14 protein-coding genes are annotated in these 17,441 nt (G+C 64.3%); 6 read left to right on the forward strand and 8 right to left on the reverse strand.

The genetic code is table 11. The features are described from left to right. Positions 1–34: 34 nt before the first annotated feature. On the reverse strand, positions 35–808 hold the full coding sequence (locus ACODSP_RS01005; protein WP_488963771.1) for an N-acetylmuramoyl-L-alanine amidase family protein: 774 nt from the start codon (positions 806–808) through the stop codon (positions 35–37). Between the two features lie 375 nt (positions 809–1,183). Here ACODSP_RS01005 and ACODSP_RS01010 point away from each other — a divergent pair, with 375 nt between their 5' ends. Further along, positions 1,184–2,374 (forward strand): hypothetical protein, encoded by a 1,191-nt coding sequence (locus tag ACODSP_RS01010; RefSeq protein ID WP_488963772.1) that lies wholly within the window; start codon positions 1,184–1,186, stop codon positions 2,372–2,374. A gap of 3 nt (positions 2,375–2,377) precedes the next feature. Here ACODSP_RS01010 and ACODSP_RS01015 read toward each other — a convergent pair whose 3' ends face one another. Then, positions 2,378–6,163 (reverse strand): vitamin B12-dependent ribonucleotide reductase, encoded by a 3,786-nt coding sequence (locus ACODSP_RS01015; protein WP_488963773.1) that lies wholly within the window; start codon positions 6,161–6,163, stop codon positions 2,378–2,380. Between the two features lie 471 nt (positions 6,164–6,634). Here ACODSP_RS01015 and ACODSP_RS01020 point away from each other — a divergent pair, with 471 nt between their 5' ends. The 4 genes from ACODSP_RS01020 (at position 6,635) to ACODSP_RS01035 (ending at position 9,252) form a co-directional block, all read left to right on the forward strand. Continuing rightward, the gene (locus tag ACODSP_RS01020) at positions 6,635–7,606 is read left to right on the forward strand and encodes a putative bifunctional lysylphosphatidylglycerol flippase/synthetase (RefSeq protein WP_488963774.1); all 972 of its coding nucleotides are present in this window, start codon (positions 6,635–6,637) and stop codon (positions 7,604–7,606) included. A 105-nt stretch (positions 7,607–7,711) separates the two neighbouring features. Then, the gene (locus tag ACODSP_RS01025) at positions 7,712–8,101 is read left to right on the forward strand and encodes an NADH:ubiquinone oxidoreductase subunit NDUFA12 (RefSeq protein ID WP_488963775.1); all 390 of its coding nucleotides are present in this window, start codon (positions 7,712–7,714) and stop codon (positions 8,099–8,101) included. A gap of 104 nt (positions 8,102–8,205) precedes the next feature. Continuing rightward, on the forward strand, positions 8,206–8,682 hold the full coding sequence (gene mlaD, locus ACODSP_RS01030; RefSeq protein ID WP_102111531.1) for an outer membrane lipid asymmetry maintenance protein MlaD: 477 nt from the start codon (positions 8,206–8,208) through the stop codon (positions 8,680–8,682). Between the two features lie 75 nt (positions 8,683–8,757). Continuing rightward, on the forward strand, positions 8,758–9,252 hold the full coding sequence (locus ACODSP_RS01035) for a DUF2155 domain-containing protein (protein WP_488963776.1): 495 nt from the start codon (positions 8,758–8,760) through the stop codon (positions 9,250–9,252). On the opposite strand, the gene aat is transcribed toward ACODSP_RS01035, so the two are convergent. The 3 genes from aat to ACODSP_RS01050 all read right to left on the reverse strand — a co-directional run bounded on the left by aat (position 9,186) and on the right by ACODSP_RS01050 (position 12,213). Continuing rightward, positions 9,186–9,839 carry a leucyl/phenylalanyl-tRNA--protein transferase gene (aat, locus tag ACODSP_RS01040; protein ID WP_488963815.1) on the reverse strand — a complete coding sequence of 218 codons (654 nt, stop codon included), beginning with the start codon at positions 9,837–9,839 and terminating at the stop codon, positions 9,186–9,188. The two genes, ACODSP_RS01035 and aat, sit on opposite strands and share 67 nt — an antisense overlap. A 68-nt stretch (positions 9,840–9,907) precedes the next feature. Continuing rightward, entirely contained in the window at positions 9,908–11,320 is a 1,413-nt protein-coding gene (locus ACODSP_RS01045; protein ID WP_488963777.1) for a hypothetical protein, read from the reverse strand. Beyond that, positions 11,317–12,213: an ABC transporter ATP-binding protein gene (locus tag ACODSP_RS01050; protein ID WP_488963778.1), complete on the reverse strand. Its 897-nt coding sequence runs from the start codon at positions 12,211–12,213 to the stop codon at positions 11,317–11,319. Before ACODSP_RS01050 ends, ACODSP_RS01045 begins: the two co-directional genes overlap by 4 nt. Positions 12,214–12,493: 280 nt before the next feature. Here ACODSP_RS01050 and ACODSP_RS01055 point away from each other — a divergent pair, with 280 nt between their 5' ends. After that, a complete protein-coding gene (locus tag ACODSP_RS01055; RefSeq protein ID WP_488963779.1) occupies positions 12,494–14,605 on the forward strand; it encodes a methyl-accepting chemotaxis protein in 2,112 nt (703 codons plus the stop codon). Here the strand turns inward: ACODSP_RS01055 and pth are convergent, their stop codons facing one another. From pth to ACODSP_RS01070, 3 genes are all read right to left on the reverse strand, one after another. Next, entirely contained in the window at positions 14,606–15,217 is a 612-nt protein-coding gene (gene pth, locus ACODSP_RS01060; RefSeq protein WP_488963780.1) for an aminoacyl-tRNA hydrolase, read from the reverse strand. It abuts the gene before it with no gap. Positions 15,218–15,317: 100 nt separating this feature from the next. Beyond that, positions 15,318–15,899 (reverse strand): 50S ribosomal protein L25/general stress protein Ctc, encoded by a 582-nt coding sequence (locus ACODSP_RS01065; RefSeq protein ID WP_102111525.1) that lies wholly within the window; start codon positions 15,897–15,899, stop codon positions 15,318–15,320. A gap of 440 nt (positions 15,900–16,339) precedes the next feature. Continuing rightward, complete coding sequence (locus tag ACODSP_RS01070) at positions 16,340–16,756, reverse strand: type II toxin-antitoxin system VapC family toxin (protein ID WP_488963816.1); 417 nt, start codon at positions 16,754–16,756, stop codon at positions 16,340–16,342. Between the last annotated feature and the right edge of the window lie 685 nt (positions 16,757–17,441).

The raw sequence follows: 17,441 nt of genomic DNA on the forward strand, positions 1-17,441 counted from the left end.
GGTTTCCGCCCCGGCGGGGTGTGTCATGGGGGCCTCAGGCGAAGGGAGCGGCTGTCATCACCGCAGTGAGTTCACGGGCCAGGATACCGGCGATGCTGCGGCGCGCCTTGGCATCGCGCAGCAGCGTCTCATCCTGGGGATTGGACAGAAAACCGGTTTCAATCAGCAGCGAGGGGATGTCCGGCGCCTTCAGCACCGCGAAATTCGCCGACCGCATGGGGTTTTCCAGCAGGCGGACATCCTTGCCCGCCCCCTGGATGATCGATTGTTTGGCATGCAGCGCCGCCGTCACCGTATGGCGGGCGGCAAGGTCCATCAGGATGCCCGCGACCTTCTCATCCAGGCCCGACACGTCCAGACCCAGACCACCGGCAATATTCTCCTGCTGGGCGATGGCAGCGGCGAATTCATCGCTGGCCTTCTCCGACAGGGTATAGGCGGACATGCCGCGCGCCGCCTTGTTGGGCGCGCTGTCGGCATGGATGGAGATGAACAGGTCGGCCTTCGCACCCTGGGCGATCCGCACGCGTTCCTTCAGGTCGATGAAATTGTCGTCGTCGCGCGTCAGTTCCACCTGCCAGCCTTTGGTCTTGCCCACCAGACGGGCGACCTCCTTGGCGATGTCCAGGACGACATTCTTTTCATAGGTGCCCTTGGCCCCTATGCAGCCGGGATCATGGCCGCCATGGCCGGGGTCCAGCATGACAAGGCGGGGCGGGCGGGGTTTGCGCGACGGCGGCTTCGGCTTGCCACCCTCCTGCGCCTGGGCATGCGACGGGGGGACGTGCAGCAGCGTGACCGATGCCATCGGCACAGCAACCGGGACACCCAGAGCAAAACGGAGCAAATCCCTGCGATTCATCGACGCGACCACCAATGGGGCCCGGAACAGTCTGGCCCTTCGTCAACGGACAATGTTTGGACCCCGGTGCACCGTTGCGCAACAGAAACATGCGTCTCTGTTGCGCAACTGCGGCATTGTGTGCCTGCAAAACCACGATAGCGGCCCTGGGGTGCGTCCGTGGAAGGTCTGGATTGGGCTGTTGCGCCACCGGTCCGGTTTCGCCATGGTCCCTCAGCGATGAATAGGGTGCTGCCCAGGGCAGGCACCCTGCGTTATTGTGATGCCATGACAGGCGGCGTTCATCTCGACGGGACCGAGTCCCGGTTACGGACCACACAGATGGTGGCCTTGGGCACCTATCTTCAGCGTGTGGCACAGGCCTATGAAGGCGTGCCCCCGGCCCTGTTGCGGGATCGGGTGGAGGCCCTGTTTCTGGCGGAATTGGCACGGCTCGCCATTGACCAGTACAACATCACCATCCGCCATTTGCTGCGGCCCGCCGATGACGGGGTGGCCTGGTCCATTGATGGTAATCTGGGTGTCATCCCGGCCTATGTCCGCAAGCCCTTCGCCTTTCTCGGCTCCCCCATCCTGCGCCAGACCATGGTGCGGCGGCATGAGGCGGCGATCTTCTGGACCGGCGCGCCGGAGGCGCATGAACGCCCGCTGCTCTGCCCGCGTACCCTGGCGTTCGAGGATTTCTTCGCCGACCACCAGTATTTCATCGGCGCCAGCCTGACCCTGCCGGACCTGATCGAGCCGTCACCCTGGCGCATTACCATGGGCCTGCGGGCCATGCCGGGCGTGTCACGCATGGCATGGGAACAGGGTTTCCGCGCCAATGAATGGTACATTTACGAGTTGGCGCAGCATTTCTGCCATTTCCTGTTGGCCCAGCCCGACTATATCGCCGGCATGCATTACCGGAACGCGGGTGAGCGAAGGGCAGCGGCGGAGGGAAGGGGGCGCCTTCTGGCGCTGTTGGGCCGGCGGTCGGATGCGACGGGACAATCCGCATCCAATGTCCGCTTCTTCGGCTGGACCGCACCCTCATCACCTGTAAAGCCGTCAGTTCCCACCGGTGCGGCGGCGGTTCTGGCCGATCTGCGCGACAGCCTTCACCGGCATCTGCCCGACCATCCGGGCGGCTCGGCACTGCTGGAATGGGTGGGGCGTTTCCTGGCGGGAGAAGGGGCGGTGCAGGGCATGTCGAAGCCTTTGGAACTGCCCGTTCGCGCACCGCTGCTATATTCAGATCGGCCCGACCGGACGCAGGACATCGCCGGTTTCCTGCGCGCCGTCTGGATGCCCTGGATCAAGGCAGGGTCCCTGACCCGTCCGGCCCTGCGTCAACTGGACCCGCAAGCCTATATGGCCATGGCCAACTGGCTGCGGCACCGGGAATGGCCGGAAGATCTGCCGATCCCCACCAAGTCGGACCTAGTCACGGCAGAGCTGTCCGACCCCGAACGGCTGCGGCAGGCACGGCGCCTGGTCCAGGCCCACCATGCCCGCCGCAAGCAGGGCTGAGGGTCAGCTGCAGCCCGTGGTCCCACCACAGGTGTCGCATTTCAGGCAGGTGCCGTTACGGACCAGCGTCATGTTCTGGCATTCGGGACAGGGGTCGCCCTCATACCCACGGGCGCGGGCTTCCCTGACCTTTTCGAACCGGGCGTCATGCCGGCCCACGGTGCCGCCACGCAGGGCCGTGCTGGACAGGCTGTCGGAATGGACCGACGCGCCGCCGGCATAGTTGGTAACGTCGGTGCCAGTTGCGGCGTAGGCCGTCGTTGCCTGCTGGAACCCAGCCAAAACCCGTCCCTGCTGTCCACCCGGCACCACGCGCAGGTTGGAGCGGACATAGCCGGTGGACGCGATGCGCGCGACGGCGGCCAGCGTTTCCTGCGTCATGTAGGCGGCATTGTCCGGCAGTTCGGGGGCGGTATTGGCGGCTTCCGGCACACCGGCCAGATCGGCCTGCGCATCGCCCCGGCCCATTGTATCGGGCAGCAGATCCTCCGGCGTGGCGTGCGCCAGATCGTTGCGGCCCAGGTACGAGATGGCCAGTTCCCGGAACACATAGTCCAGAATGCTGGTCGACATCTTGATGGCGTCGTTGCCCTGCACCATGCCCGACGGTTCGAACCGGGTGAAGGTGAAGGCCTCCACATATTCTTCCAGCGGCACGCCATATTGCAGGCCCAGCGACACCGCGATGGCGAAATTATTCATCATCGACCGGAAGGCCGCACCTTCCTTATGCATGTCGATGAAAATCTCGCCCAGACGGCCATCCTGATACTCGCCGGTGCGCAGATAGACCTTGTGCCCGCCGACCATGGCCTTCTGGGTGTAGCCCTTGCGACGCTGCGGCAGCTTTTCGCGCCCGCCGGACCGCACGACCTTTTCCACCACGCGCTCAATAACCCGTTCCACGACGCGCTCAGCAACCAGCGGGATGCGGGCGGCGGCTGGCGCCTCCACCACGCGTTCCAGCAGGGTCGGTTCCTCGCCGGTCAAATCCTCCTCTTCATCCTCAAGGATCTGGGCGTTCAGCGGCTGGGAGAGTTTGGAGCCGTCGCGGTACAGTGCATTGGCCTTCAGGCCCAGCTGCCAGGACAGCATATAGGCGTCGGTGCAGGCCGTGACGGCCGCGCCGTTGGGCATGTTGATGGTCTTGGAAATGGCGCCGGAGATGAAGGGCTGTGCCGCCGCCATCATGCGGATATGGGCTTCCGCCGACAGGTAGCGCTTGCCGATCTTGCCGCAGGGGCTGGCGCAGTCGAAGACGGGCAGGTGTTCGTCGCGAAGGCCGGGCGCACCCTCCAGCGTCATGGCGCCGGAAACATAGACATTGGCTGCCTCGATCTCCTTCCTGGAGAAGCCCAGATGGGCCAGCAGGTCGAAGCCGGGGCTGTCCAGCAGGTCCGCCGGGATGCCCAGCGTGTCGACGCAGAAATCGGCGCCCAAGGTCCATTTGTTGAACACGAACTTGATATCGAAGGCGGATTCCAGCGCGCTCTCGACCTTCTCAATCTCCCCGTCGCCAAAGCCCAGCTTGCGCAGCCGGTCATGGGTGATGCCAGGGGCACCGACCAGGGTGCCATGGCCGACGGCATAGCGTTCGATCTTGGCAATGGCGGCATCATCATAGCCAAGACGCGACAGCGCCTCTGGCACGACACGGTTGATGATCTTGAAATAACCGCCGCCGGCCAGTTTCTTGAACTTCACCAGGGCGAAGTCAGGCTCGATCCCGGTCGTGTCGCAATCCATGACCAGACCGATGGTGCCGGTGGGGGCGATCACAGTGGTCTGGGCGTTGCGGAAACCATGGGCGCGGCCCAGGTCCAGGGCATGGTCCCAGGAAGCGCGCGCCGCGCTGATCAGGTCGGCATCGGGGCATTCATCACTGACCAGCGGCACCGGCGCCACCGACAGGCCCTCATAACCCGTGCGGGCACCATGCGCGGCGCGGCGATGGTTGGCGATGACGCGCAGCATCGGCTCGCGGTTGGCATCAAAGCCGGGGAAGGGACCCAACTCCCGCGCCATTTCCGCAGACGTGGCATAGGCCACACCCGTCATCAGCGCCGTGATGGCACCCGTCAGCGACCGGCCCGCGACACTGTCATAGGGCAGGCCGGCGGCCATCAGCAGGCCGCCGATATTGGCAAAGCCCAGGCCCAGGGTGCGGAAATCATAGGAAAGCCGTGCGATTTCACGGCTCGGGAACTGCGCCATGGCCACGGAGATTTCCAGGACGATGGTCCACAGCCGGCAGGCATGCGTAAATGATTCGATATCGAAACGACCATCGGGACGCCGGAATTCCATCAGGTTGATGGAGGCAAGGTTACAGGCCGTATCGTCCAGGAACATATATTCGCTGCACGGGTTGGACGCGTTGATGCGACCGGATACCGGGCAGGTGTGCCATTCATTGATGGTGGTGTCGAACTGCACGCCGGGATCGGCGGATTGCCAGGCGGCATAGCCGATCTTGTCCCACAGGTCGCGGGCCCGCAGCGTCTTCGACACTTTGCCGTCGGTGCGGCGGATCAGGTTCCAGGGGCCGTCGCTGTCCACCGCCTCCAGGAACGCATTGGGCACCCGCACCGAATTGTTGGAATTCTGGCCGCTGACGGTCAGATAGGCTTCCGAATCCCAATCAGTATCAAAGGTGCGGATATCGATGCCGGCATGGCCCTGGCCCGCCAGCTGGATCGCGCGCTGGATATAGTTTTCGGGCACCAGATCGCGGCGAGCCGCAATGATGGCGCGTTTCAGGGCCCGGTTCTTGGCAGGGTCCAGCCGTTCGGCGTCCGGGCCGATCCCTTCATTGCAGGCGGCCATCACCATGTTCAGGTGGCGCGACACCTGTTTGGACCCGGTCACCAGGGCAGCGACCTTCTGCTCCTCCACTACCTTCCAGTCGATATAGGCCTCGATATCGGGGTGATCGAGATCGACCGTCACCATCTTGGCGGCCCGGCGCGTGGTCCCGCCGGACTTGATGGCGCCTGCCGCGCGGTCCCCGATCTTCAGGAAGCTCATCAGGCCGGAGGATTTGCCGCCGCCCGACAGCTTCTCATCCTCCCCGCGCAGGCGGGAGAAGTTCGTTCCGCTACCGGAACCATACTTGAAAAGACGGGCCTCGCGGACCCACAGATCCATGATCCCGCCTTCATTCACCAGATCATCGGCCACCGACTGAATGAAGCAGGCATGCGGCTGCGGGCGTTCATAGGCGGAGTTGGACGGGGTAACGGCGCCCGTGGCCGGGTCGACATAGAAATGCCCCTGGGCGGGACCGTCGATGCCATAGGCCCAGTGCAGGCCGGTATTGAACCATTGCGGGCTGTTGGGGGCCGCCATCTGACGGGCCAGCATGAAGCGCATTTCGTCGTAGAAGGCCGAGGCATCAGCATCCGAATCGAAATAGCCGCCCTTCCAGCCCCAATAGGTCCAGGTGCCGGCCAGACGGTCGAAAACCTGCCGGGCGGAGGTTTCCCCGCCCATCCTCTGCTCCGACGGCAGCTTGGCCAGGGCCTTTTCGTCCGCGACATGGCGCCACAGGAAGCTGGGGACGCTGTTCTCCTCCACCGCTTTCAGGGTGTTGGGCACCCCGGCGCGGCGGAAATATTTCTGGGCCAGGATGTCACAGGCAACCTGGCTCCATTCCGCCGGGACCTCGATATCCTTGGCCTGGAACACGGTGGAACCGTCGGGATTGCGAATCTCGCTGGTCGCCGTTCGGAACGGGATGTCCGTATAGGCATCCTGACCTTCGACGGTGAAACGGCGCTCGATACGCATGGTCCTGGCCCCTTTTCCCAGACAAGGCGGCGATCCTGGCCGGTCCCGTCCACGGGGGGACAGGCATGACCACGCCGCTATATATGGTGACGGGCCAGAGGCTAGGCTACCGGGGGCAGGGCCGGCAACCAGATTTTGTTGGGGAAAACAGAACCATACACTGCTTATTGTGGTTGACGATTGCGGCTCGCCGGAATCCATTCCGGGCGGGCAGGCCATGGCGGAAATGCTGGATTTGGCATCCTGCCCCCTTGTGTGAGTCGCTTTGGTCCCCACATCGGGATGACGCAGAAGGTCAGGTGCCCCGCCGCAGGGCATATCCACACCGGACAGGGGGTTTCATTCCGTCCTCAACGGTGGCAGGGTGCGCCCGCCAAATGTGGCCGGTATCATAGCCAAGTCGTGCCCTGAATGCCCCTGACGCCCGATCCCGAGTCTCAACCGCCCCAGACCGTCCCTGCCAGTGTGGGCATGAGCCGGCGGCAGAAGGCGTTGCTGGGCATCGGTACGGTTCTGTTCCTGGGTGTGCTTCTGGTTTTCGCCGTCCGCCATGTGATGGCGGAGGTGAATTTCGGTGAAGTGATCGCCTATCTGGAGGCGCTGCCGCTGTCCAAGGTGATCAAGGCCATCGGCCTGACGGCCTTGGCCTTCTGGCTGCTGACGCTTTATGATCTGTCGGCGCTGATCTATCTGAAGAAGAAGGTTCCGTACCGGACCACCGCCTTCGCGGCGGCCTGCGGCTATGCGATTTCCAACAATGTCGGCTGGGCGGTGATCAGCGGGGCAGGGGTTCGGCTGCGCGCCTATGGCACCGCCGGCCTGTCGCCGGGCGATGTCGCCAAGGTCGTGGTGTTCTCTACCACCACCTTCACCCTGGGCCTGACCTTCACCGGTGCCGTCGGCATGATCGTCGGGCCGCACCCCGTTTCCGTCCTGCTGAAGATCCCGGAACTGGCGGTACAGGCCACCGGTGCGCTGATGCTGCTGGGCCTGCTGGCCATCTGCGTGATTACCGCCGTGACCCACAAGCCAGTGAAGCTCTGGCGCTGGTCGATCCAGCTGCCCAGCTGGGGCGGGGTTGTGTCGCAGATCACCATCGCGTCTGCGGAACTGGTGGTGACGGCGGCCATCCTGTGGATGCTGCTGCCGGTGGATGTGCAGGTGCCGTTCGTTTCCTTCGTGGCCCTGTTCTGTGCCGCCCTGATCGTGGCGATCTTCAGCCATGTGCCGGGCGGTCTGGGCGTGTTTGAAAGCATCATCCTGCTGGGCATGGCCGACCATGACGCGGCCAGTTCCATCCTGGGCGCGCTTCTGGCCTATCGCTTCATCTATTATGTGCTGCCGCTGGCTGTGGCTGGCCTGTCCATCGCCATCTGGGAAATCCGTCACCATACGGGCCGGTTCGGCCGTGCGGCGGACCGGTTGCGGGGACGGGGGGAATAACAGGCTGCTTTCAAGCGCATCTGGGTCTGCCGCGTTGCAGTGGACAAGCTCCCCAACGCCGGTGCATAGTCGCCGCCGATCTTCGTTCCGCATCACGGAAAAGCCATGAGCGACCGTATTTCCCTGGCCACCTGGATGGCCAACATCCAGATCAAGCTGCTTGTCTGGCGTGCTGGCCGGCTGGTTGGCAGCGATGCTGCCGGTAACCGCTACTTCGAAGAGAAGAAGGCGCGTCCCGGCATGAAGGCCCGTCGCTGGGTCCTGTATAAGGGCGAGCCGGAGGCGACCAAGGTGCCGCCGGAATGGCATGGCTGGATGCATTACAACATGTCGGCCCCCCTGCCGGCGGACAGCGCCTTCCACAAGAACTGGCAGTTGGCGCACCAGCCCAACCCGACGGGAACCACCCAGGCTTACCGTCCGCCCGGTCATCTGTTCGCCGGCGGCAAGCGTGACAAGGCGACGGGTGATTACGAGGCCTGGACGCCGAACTGATCATCCCTATCTTTGGGATGTCGCATGGCGGCGCCGCAAAAGCGCCGCCATGATCGTTTAAGGGATCGGGCATTGTCCCAATCCGGCAGGAGTTAAACTGTCCCATGCGCAAGAACGTGATCGAAACCGTCCTGGGTGCCGTCGTCCTTCTGGTCGCCGGCTTCTTCCTGTTCTTCGCCTACACGACCAGCAGCGTGAAGGCTGTGTCGGGATATCCGCTTGAAGCGCGGTTCAGCAGCACGGGCGGTCTGGCCGCCGGCGCTGATGTGCGCATCTCCGGCGTGAAGGTCGGTACTGTGACCAGCCAGCGCCTGGACAAGCAGACCTTCCAGGCCGTGGTCCGCATGGATATTGACAGCAATGTGCAGCTGCCGCGTGACACGACGGCCAGCATCGCCAGCGAGAGCCTGCTGGGTGGCCGTTATCTTCAGCTGGACCCCGGTGGGGAAGAGGACAAGCTGAAGGCCGGTGACACGATCGAATACACGCAGTCCGCCGTGAACCTGGAGGAACTGCTGGGCCGCTTCATCTTCAATTCCGCCGGTGGTGACAAGAAGGCCGAAGCACCCGCTACGCCGTAAATGACGGTCGGCCTTGATGCCGCCGTAAAGCCTCGCTTTCCTGCCTTATCCGTTTCCTGATGCCTGCGGTCCTCAATGTCGATGCGCCTCATCCTTGCCGGTCTTGCCCTTGTTCTGGCCTTGCCGGTAACGGCACAGGAAGTACCGTCTGCTGATCCGACGGCGGCACCGGATGTGCAGGCCCCGGTGGGTGCGGTACAGCGCCCGGCCCCGCCACCGCCGCCCGCCCGCAAGTTCGACCCCATGCCCGTGGCCCTGCTGCAAGGGCTGGACAAGGTGACCGCCCGGACCAGCACGTTTGAGGCCAAGGTGGGCGAGCCGGTGACCTTTGGTCAGCTGACCATCATTGTGAAGGCCTGTCAGAAGGCATCACCCATCGATCCGCCCGAATCCGCCGCCTTCCTGGATGCCCAGGAGAAGCGATCCGACGGTACCGTCGCGCCGGTGTTCCAGGGCTGGATGTTCGCCTCCAGCCCGGCCCTGTCGGCCATGGAACACCCGGTCTATGACGTGTGGGTCAAGGATTGCAGGAAGTCGGACAGCAAGGCCCGTTCATCCTCCAAGCAGTAAAAATTGGCCGGCGCGTTGACGGCCTTGGATAATTGCGCACGGTAACGGTGGCGCGGGATTTCCGTCGCCCCGAACTGTGACAGATGTTCTGTCAGGAACTGCGTGTCCAGCAGCAGATAGCCGCCAGCCTTCAGTCGTGCCACCAGATGCACCAGGGCGATCTTGCTGGCGTCCGTCGCGCGGGAGAACATGCTTTCCCCGAAAAAAGCACCGCCCAGCGACACGCCGTAAAGCCCGCCCACCATCTGTCCATCCTGCCAGCATTCCACCGAATGGGCCTTGCCCATGGCGTGCAACTGACAGTACGCCTCCCTGATCTCGTCATTGATCCAGGTCTGCGGACGGTCCGGGGCCGGCTCGGCGCAGTGCATCATGGTGGCGCGGAAATCGTTGTCGATCCGGACATCAAAGGGGAAGTGGCGCAGCGTCTTGCGCAGCCGCCGGGGCACATGGAACGCGTCCAGCGGCAACACCCCCCGGAAGGGCGGATCAAACCACAGAAGGTCTTTCGCATCCGCGCTTTCCGCCATGGGGAAAACCCCACCGGCATAGGCACGGATCAACAGCTCGGGCGTCAATATACCCATCATTCCCCGGCGCGTGGTGGCAAGGGCCGGCTACAACCATAGCAAGTTGTGCCGTCGCTTACAAATATTCACGCCGAGAACAGCAGATAGCAGGCGATCAGCCCCAGCATCGAAAAGGCCTGCCCTGAACCTGTCAGCCGCCCCAGCAGCAAGGCGACCGCCGGCGCCAGTGCCACGACCAGACCCAGCCATGACCCCGGCGTGGTGCCGGTGCGTAATAGCGTCCCCGCCAGAAGCAACAGCAACGGTGCCCCGGCCAGTATCAGCCCCGCCAGATAGCCCGCCAACAGCCGCACATTGCTGGAGGCCGGCACCGCCATGGCCAAGGGCAGAAGGGACCTGCCCGATGCCCGCACGCCGAGGTCGCCCAGCGGAAACAGGGCCGGCAGCAGCAGCAGCGCCACCGCGCGCCTTACCGCATCCGGCCCGTCGGACAGCAGCGCCAACGCGACTGCACCGCCCAGCCAGATGGCCAACAGCTTCCATCCCGGCCGTGACAGGCGCAGTTCGGCCAACAGAAGGACGGCAAGGCCGGTTCCCCCATTCGGACGCACGCTGATGGGGGCGGCCTGCGTCGGCGAAGCGGGCCTAGCGGTCTTGGCCGCGTCACTGGCCCTGCTTGCCTGCGCCGGCCGCCGGAACCGGTCGCCCAGCAGGCCTGCGGCCATGGCTAGCCCGGCACCCGCCAGGAACCAGATGCCCCGGGCGGCGAGGTAGGAGGGGGCGGACCAGTCAAAGCCGTCCCAGGTGAAACTGCCGTTGATGGATCGGGTGATGTGAATGCCAAAGGAAGTGCCATGGTCTCCCTGCACCACGCCGCCCATATCATGCATGGGCAGGCCGGCGCCCAGCGGGTCGGCGATGGGTCCCAGCATCCCCCGCGACACACTGGTGGTCAGGGGCAGGACCACCAGCCAGGCGACCATCATCAGGATGCCCGCCGCCACCGAGCCGCGCGTCCAGCGCCGGGCCTCCACCAGCCCCCGGAACCCCGCAAGCAATGAGGCGCTGGGCACACTGACCAATAGCAGCGGACCCAGCAATGCCAGCGGCTGCTGCACCGGTGCCTCCCCCCGGACCGCCTGGATGAACAAGGCGCCAAGACCAAAACACAGCAGGAAAGCCACCAGAAAGAAGGTGTCGGCCAGCCAGCGCCCCAGGGCGAAGTCGGTATCGCTGACCGGTGTGGCCCCCGTCAGCAGAAGCGGATGACGCGTGGGCGGAAAGGCGATCCGCAAGGCGATGAAATGCGCCGGCAGCAGAACGGTCACACCCAGCGCCCCCACGACCAGCCCCACGGTTTCCGCGGTATAGATCGGGCGCAAGGTGCCCACGGACACCGTGACATAGCCGGCATCGGCGGGGGGCAGGGCAAGGCTGGCCAGCATGCAGGCCAGCGCCAGCCAGACCCACAGGCCGCGCCGCCGCGTGAAGCCGGCCAATTGGAACCGGGCGACCGCCAGGATAACGCCGATTGTCATGCCCGGTGCTCCGCGACGGCGGCCAGATAGGCATCTTCCAGGCTGGGGGCCTCCGGTATGGCGCCGGGCGGTGCCGCCTTTCCGGCATTCAGCACGAGACGCAGGCGGATGCCGTCCGCCATTCGCTTGCGTCCGGTGACCGTACCGAATTGCAGGGCATGATCAATGGCCGTCGCGGGCACCGTCAGGCTGACGACCCGCCCCTCCAGGGCGGCAGCCAGCATTTCCGGCTGTCCCACAGTGATGGCCTGGCCCTTTGACAGGATCAGCAGATCCTCCGCGATGGCCTCCAGATCGGAGACGATATGGCTGGAGAAGACAATCACGCAGCGCGGCGCCATCTCCGTCAGGATGGATTGCAGGGCCAGCTTCTCGAACCCGTCCAGTTCCGCCGTCGGCTCGTCCAGCAGCAGGATTTCCGGCTGTCCCAGCAGCGATTGCGCGACCACCAGCCGGCGGCGCATCCCGCCTGACAGATCGCCCACCGGCGTATCCAGCTTGGCCGCGATGTGCAGGGCGTCCGCCAAACCCGCCGCCTGCTGGGCGGCCTCCCGCGCGGGCAGGCCCTTCAGGGCGGCCATATAGGCCAGCAATTGGCGCGGCGTGGCATGGGCCGGCAGGTCCACCGATTGCGGGGCATAGCCAAGGCGCGCGTGGTGCACCCGCATGGACCGGGCTATGTCCTGCCCGCCGCTTTCCACGCGCCCCTCGCTGGGCGGAAGGGTGCCGGCCAGCATCGCCAGCAAGGTGGACTTGCCCGCACCATTGGGCCCCAGCAGCCCGTGAATCCCCGGCCCCAATGTCCAGTTCACATCATGAACAGCCTGGAACGTGCCGAACCGCCGCCCCAATCCAGTCAGTGTCAGGGACGGCGAGGCAGTGGGGCTTGTCATCAAGATTGGGTCACCAGGATAAGGCGGCATCGTCATCATACCGACACCGCATGAGGGGCATGCGGATCATGGTAAACCGCAGGGTGCCTTGCTGCAACGCTGCGCCGCTGGGTTCCGTCACGGAAACTTCACGGAACTGCCGCCGATCCTTTACCACACCGTCCCTATGTGATGGGACCGAAGGCCCCCGCGCGGCGGCGAATTCCGTTGTCCCCGCGCGGGGGAGGGAAAACGGGATTTGCTGGGATTTTAGCAAAACCCCATCAATGGGATGCGCGGCATGACCGAATGGACGCTGTCCGGCGACACACTCTCCTTGCAGACGGAACCGGCGGGGCGACCGCGCCCGGTCTGGCAGCAGCGCCTGCTGGCGCTGGTGGAAACCCTGATGGCCCGCCTGCACCGGCAGGGGGATGCGGGGGAGGGGGGCTGGCTGGCCCAGCTGTCGATCTCCACCCGCATCGGCTTTCTGGTGGGGGCGGCCCTGTTGACGGTGCTGCTGACGGCGGGGCTTTTCCTGCTGGGTGATGCCAGACGGGAAAGCGCGACGGGCCGTATGACAGGCCTGTCGGGCTTTGCCGAGACGGCAGCTGACCTGAACCGGGGCATGACGGCCCTGCAGCTTCACGTCACCCGCTTCCTGCGCGAACGCGACGCCGCCGCCGGGGCGGCGTTCAAGACCACCCTGACGGAGGTGGAGCAGGCGGCAGCCGACCTGTCGGCCCATCCCGCCGCCGCCGATCAGGCCGACACGATCACGGCCCTGACGGCCAGACTGTCCAGCCTGGCTGCTGCCTTCGACGCCGTGGACCAGGCGACCCGCGCCGTCGGCCTGACGGATGAGGAAGGCCTGCGCGGGCAGATGGCGCGGTCGGTGGCGGCCACCGAGGAGGAGCTGAAGAAATGGCCGGCCAGCATGGGCGCGCAGCTTTTCATTGGCATGGCGGAAATGCGCAATGCCGAGAAATCCTTCCTGATGACGGGGGATGACAAGTATGTGGGCCAGCATCGCAAGGCCTTCAACGAGTTCTCCTTCTTCATCCCGGAAAGCCAGCTGGATCCGCAGACCAAGGAAGCCATCGACACCCTGTCCCGGCAATACCGCCAGGATATGGTGGCGCTTTCCAGCGCGGTTGCCGCGCAGGATAAGGCGGTGAAGGATTTCAACGCCGCCTTTGCCGAGACGGCCCCCCTGATCAAGCAGCTTTTCGACTATACCCGTGCCGGGCTGGCCGATGCCAAGGAGGCGGAGGGCAGCATCCGTACCCAGACACAGCGCCTGACCATGGCCATCGGCGGGACCCTGGTGGCCCTGTTCTGTGGCCTGTCCTTGCTGCTGGTCCGGTCCATCACGGGGCCGTTGGCGCAGATCGAGGGTGCGATGGAAGGGCTGGCGCGGGGTGAGCGGCTGTCCTTCATCCCCGGTACGGCCCGGCGGGACGAGATTGGCGATATGGCCCGCGCCATTGATGTCTTCCGCGTGAATGCGGAGGAGATGGACCGTCTGAAGGTGGAGGAGCAACAGCGCGAGCGTGCCCACCAGCAGGAGATGGCCGACCGCCTGGGCGGGCTGGCCCAGGCGTTGGAGCAGGAGATGACCCGACGGGTGGAGGCGGTTCTGAGCGAGGCGGCGGGCATCGCCACCATGGCCGAGCGCATGACGGGGGCCGCCACCCGCACCGGTGAGCAGTCCGACGGCGTGGCCGGGGCGGCGGGGGAGGCGACGGGCAATGTCCAGGCCGTGGCCGCCGCCACCGAACAGCTTGCCACCGCGTCCCGCGAGATCGGGCGGCAGGTGACGGAAGTGGCCGACATGGTCCATGCCGCCGTGGAGCGGGGCGCGCAGACCCGCGCGGTGGCCAGCCAGCTGGCCGATGCCGCCCAGAATATCGGGCGGGCGGCGCAGTTGATCGGTGATATCTCCGGTCAGACCAACCTGCTGGCGCTGAATGCCACCATCGAGGCGGCGCGGGCCGGCGAGGCGGGGCGCGGCTTTGCCGTGGTCGCCGCGGAGGTCAAGACCCTGTCGAACCAGACGGGGGCCGCGACCGAGGAAATCGCCTCCCAGATTGCGGCGGTGCAGCGGGCGACGGAGCGGGTGATCACCGATATCCACCAGCTGCACGACGTCATCGCCCGCATTGACGAGATTGCGGGATCGATCAGCGCCGCCGTGACCCAGCAGGGCAGTGCCACCGAGAGCATCAGCGCCAGTGCGGCCAGTGCCGCCGACGGCACCATCGAAGTGTCCGACCGCATCCGCACCGTGGCGGCAGACGCCGCCGAAACCCGTACACTGTCCCAGGATCTGGGCCAGCGAGCCACGCAGGTGACGGCAGAGATGCGGGCGCTGCGGGAGCGGCTGGCCAGTATTCTGGACGCGGCGGCGTAATTAACCGGCCGCCGGGGCGGGTTTTTCCGGCTTCGGCGGCTTGGGCGGGGCGGTCAGGGAGGCGACGCGGGAGGCGTATTTCTCCGGCTCGCCCTTGACCAGCAGGGGCAGCTCGGCGGCCAGCACGTCCAGCAGTTTGGGCAGCCAGACCTCGTCGGCCTTGGCGAAGTTGCCCAGCACCCAGCCATGCACCCGGTCCTTGTCGCCGGGATGGCCGATGCCGATGCGGACGCGCCAATAATCCTTGCCGATATGATCATCGATGGAACGCAGGCCGTTATGGCCGCCATGGCCGCCACCCTGCTTGACCCGGATCTTGCCGGCGGCCACGTCCAGTTCATCATGCAGGGCGATGGTGTCGGCAGGCGTCAGCTTGTAAAAGCGCATCGCCTCCCCCACCGACTGGCCGGACAGGTTCATGAAAGTCTGGGGCTTTAGCAGGAAGCATTTTTCGTTAGATGCGAGGCCTTCGGCGACCATGCCCTGGAAACGCTTCTTCCAGGGGCCGAAGCCATAGCGGCGATGGATTTCATCCACCGCCATGAAACCGACATTGTGACGGTGCCGTTCATATTCCGGGCCGGGATTGCCCAGTCCGACCAGAAGGCGCATCGCCCTATTCCATTTTAAATGAATGACTTAACCAATCAGTCCCGTCACATCTCCGGGCACGAGGCCCGGAGATGTGGGGTACTCAACACCTACTGAACGATTACGCGTCGGCCTTGACGGTCGGGGCGGCAATCGTGGCGACGGTGAAGTCGCGGTCGGTGATGGTCGGGCGCACGCCTTCCGGCAGCTTCACGGACGAGATGTGGATCGACGAACCAACCTCGAAGCCAGCCAGATCGACGGTGATCTTTTCCGGCAGGTCGGCGGCCTTGGCGAACACCTCGATATCGTGACGGACGATATTCAGGATGCCGCCCTTCTTGATGCCGGGGCAGGTTTCGACATTCACAAACTCCACCGGCACCTTCAGGGTGATCTCGGTGGTGTCGCTGACGCGCAGGAAGTCGGCATGCAGCGGACGGTCATAGACCGGGTCCAGCTGCACGTCGCGCGGCAGCACGCGGTGCGTCACGCCGTCGACCGTGATGTCGAACAGGTGGGTGAAGAAGCCCGGACGATGGATCTCACGAGTGAACTTCGTGGTGTCCAGGGCGATCATCACCGGCTTTTCCTTGTTGCCGTAGATCACAGCCGGAATCGAACCAGCACGACGCGTGGCCCGGGCGGTCCCCTTTCCGGCCCGGTCGCGAGCCGTGGCGGCGAGCGCGATAATCTGGGTCATGGTACTCTCCTAGTACGAAAAAAGACCCGGTCACGGGCATCCGTGTCGGGTCCGGTAGTGGCGCCAGCCTCCAGGGGTGCTGTACGCCGCGAAAATGGTCCGGCCTTTTAGGCGCAAACCCGCCAGGAGTCAAGGCACGGCCCCACCTTTCCCCCTGCATGGCACCCAGATCAGGCCCGCACCGGTGGTCGCATGGTGGCCCTGGCGAAAGCTCCGAACGGAAGCGGTGTCGGGCCGGTTTTCCGGCGTTGGTGAAACAGGATGAAACAGAAAATAAAGGTGCGTTCCACGAACTGTGGATAAGTCAGGGTTGCGCGGCCCTCATTTCGGAGGGCAGGCCGGGGGCAGGGCACGGTTTGGGCGTTGATGGCGGTGAGCATAGCACGGGTAGGGGGAGAAGTCAGCGGTTGGGGCGGGCATCGCGGACTGGCTCGCCCCCATCACGCCACAAGCCATGGGTTCAAGATCGGGACGCGCATCGGTTCAAAGTCGCGGGTGTTGCGGGTGATCAGGGTCAGGCGGTGAACCAGGGCGGTGGAGGCAATCAGGCTGTCCTGCGGTTGCCGGTCAGGCACATGCAGACGGGCACAGCGCTGCGCCACGGGGGCATCGACGGGGAGGGTGCGGTCTTTGAAGGTTGGGATAATCTGTGCGTCGATCCAGGTCCGCAACACTCCGCCCTGAACCGGGTCACGCCGCGCGATCTGCGCCGCCCCCACTTCAATCTCGAACAGGGAGATGGCGGAGATGAACAGGTCCGCCGGATCGGTTTCCGCCGCTGAGGCCACCACACCAGCATTGGCCCGATCCGGTCGCCGGAGTTCGGAGAGGACATCGGTGTCGAGCAGGAATATCAGGAAAGATCAACCGGGCGCACAGGATCGGAAATCCGCGTCGGCGCGAACTCAAAGTCTGCCTCGGGCCCATCCTGCCGAAGGGTGTCCAGCAGCGATGACCCCCGCTCCCCCGCCAGACGCTTGTAAGTGTCGTGAAGCGGCGGGTCATGGGCCGGTTCTTCTTGGTCCACTACGATCAAAGTCTCCTGCTCCGCGGCGCGGTCGGCCTTTCTGGTGTTCTGCTTTTGGCGTGCCTGCGACAGGCAAATTTTCTGACTTTTATACAAAGAAATGCATATTTTTAATTTAATTAAAAATTTATTTATATATTTATAGTCTATAATTTCTCCAATTTTTTTTAAGCAAATTGGTAGGATTCTCTATGGTCTTGCTCTATCCTAAATACAGTGAGTCAGTCAGATTTACGTGTTTATTCTTGTATGGGGTGCGGCGTGCCACAAACTAGAAACATTCTCAACCATTTCCGAATTGAAACCGCAGTGTCCAGAAGGACTTGTGATGTCAGTTCATCTCATGTGATTAGTAAAGGTGAAGAACACTTTGCTTATGAAGTGACACCAGGGCAGCGTAAAAACATTTGTAAGACTTGTGCTCCTGGTGTTATCGCTCGGGCGCAAGAGCATCTAAACGGCATAGTCGAAAAAATTTCAATGATAACTTAGCTGGAAACGCAACCTGCTAGTCA

The organism is Niveispirillum sp. FG156, from assembly GCF_057809555.1.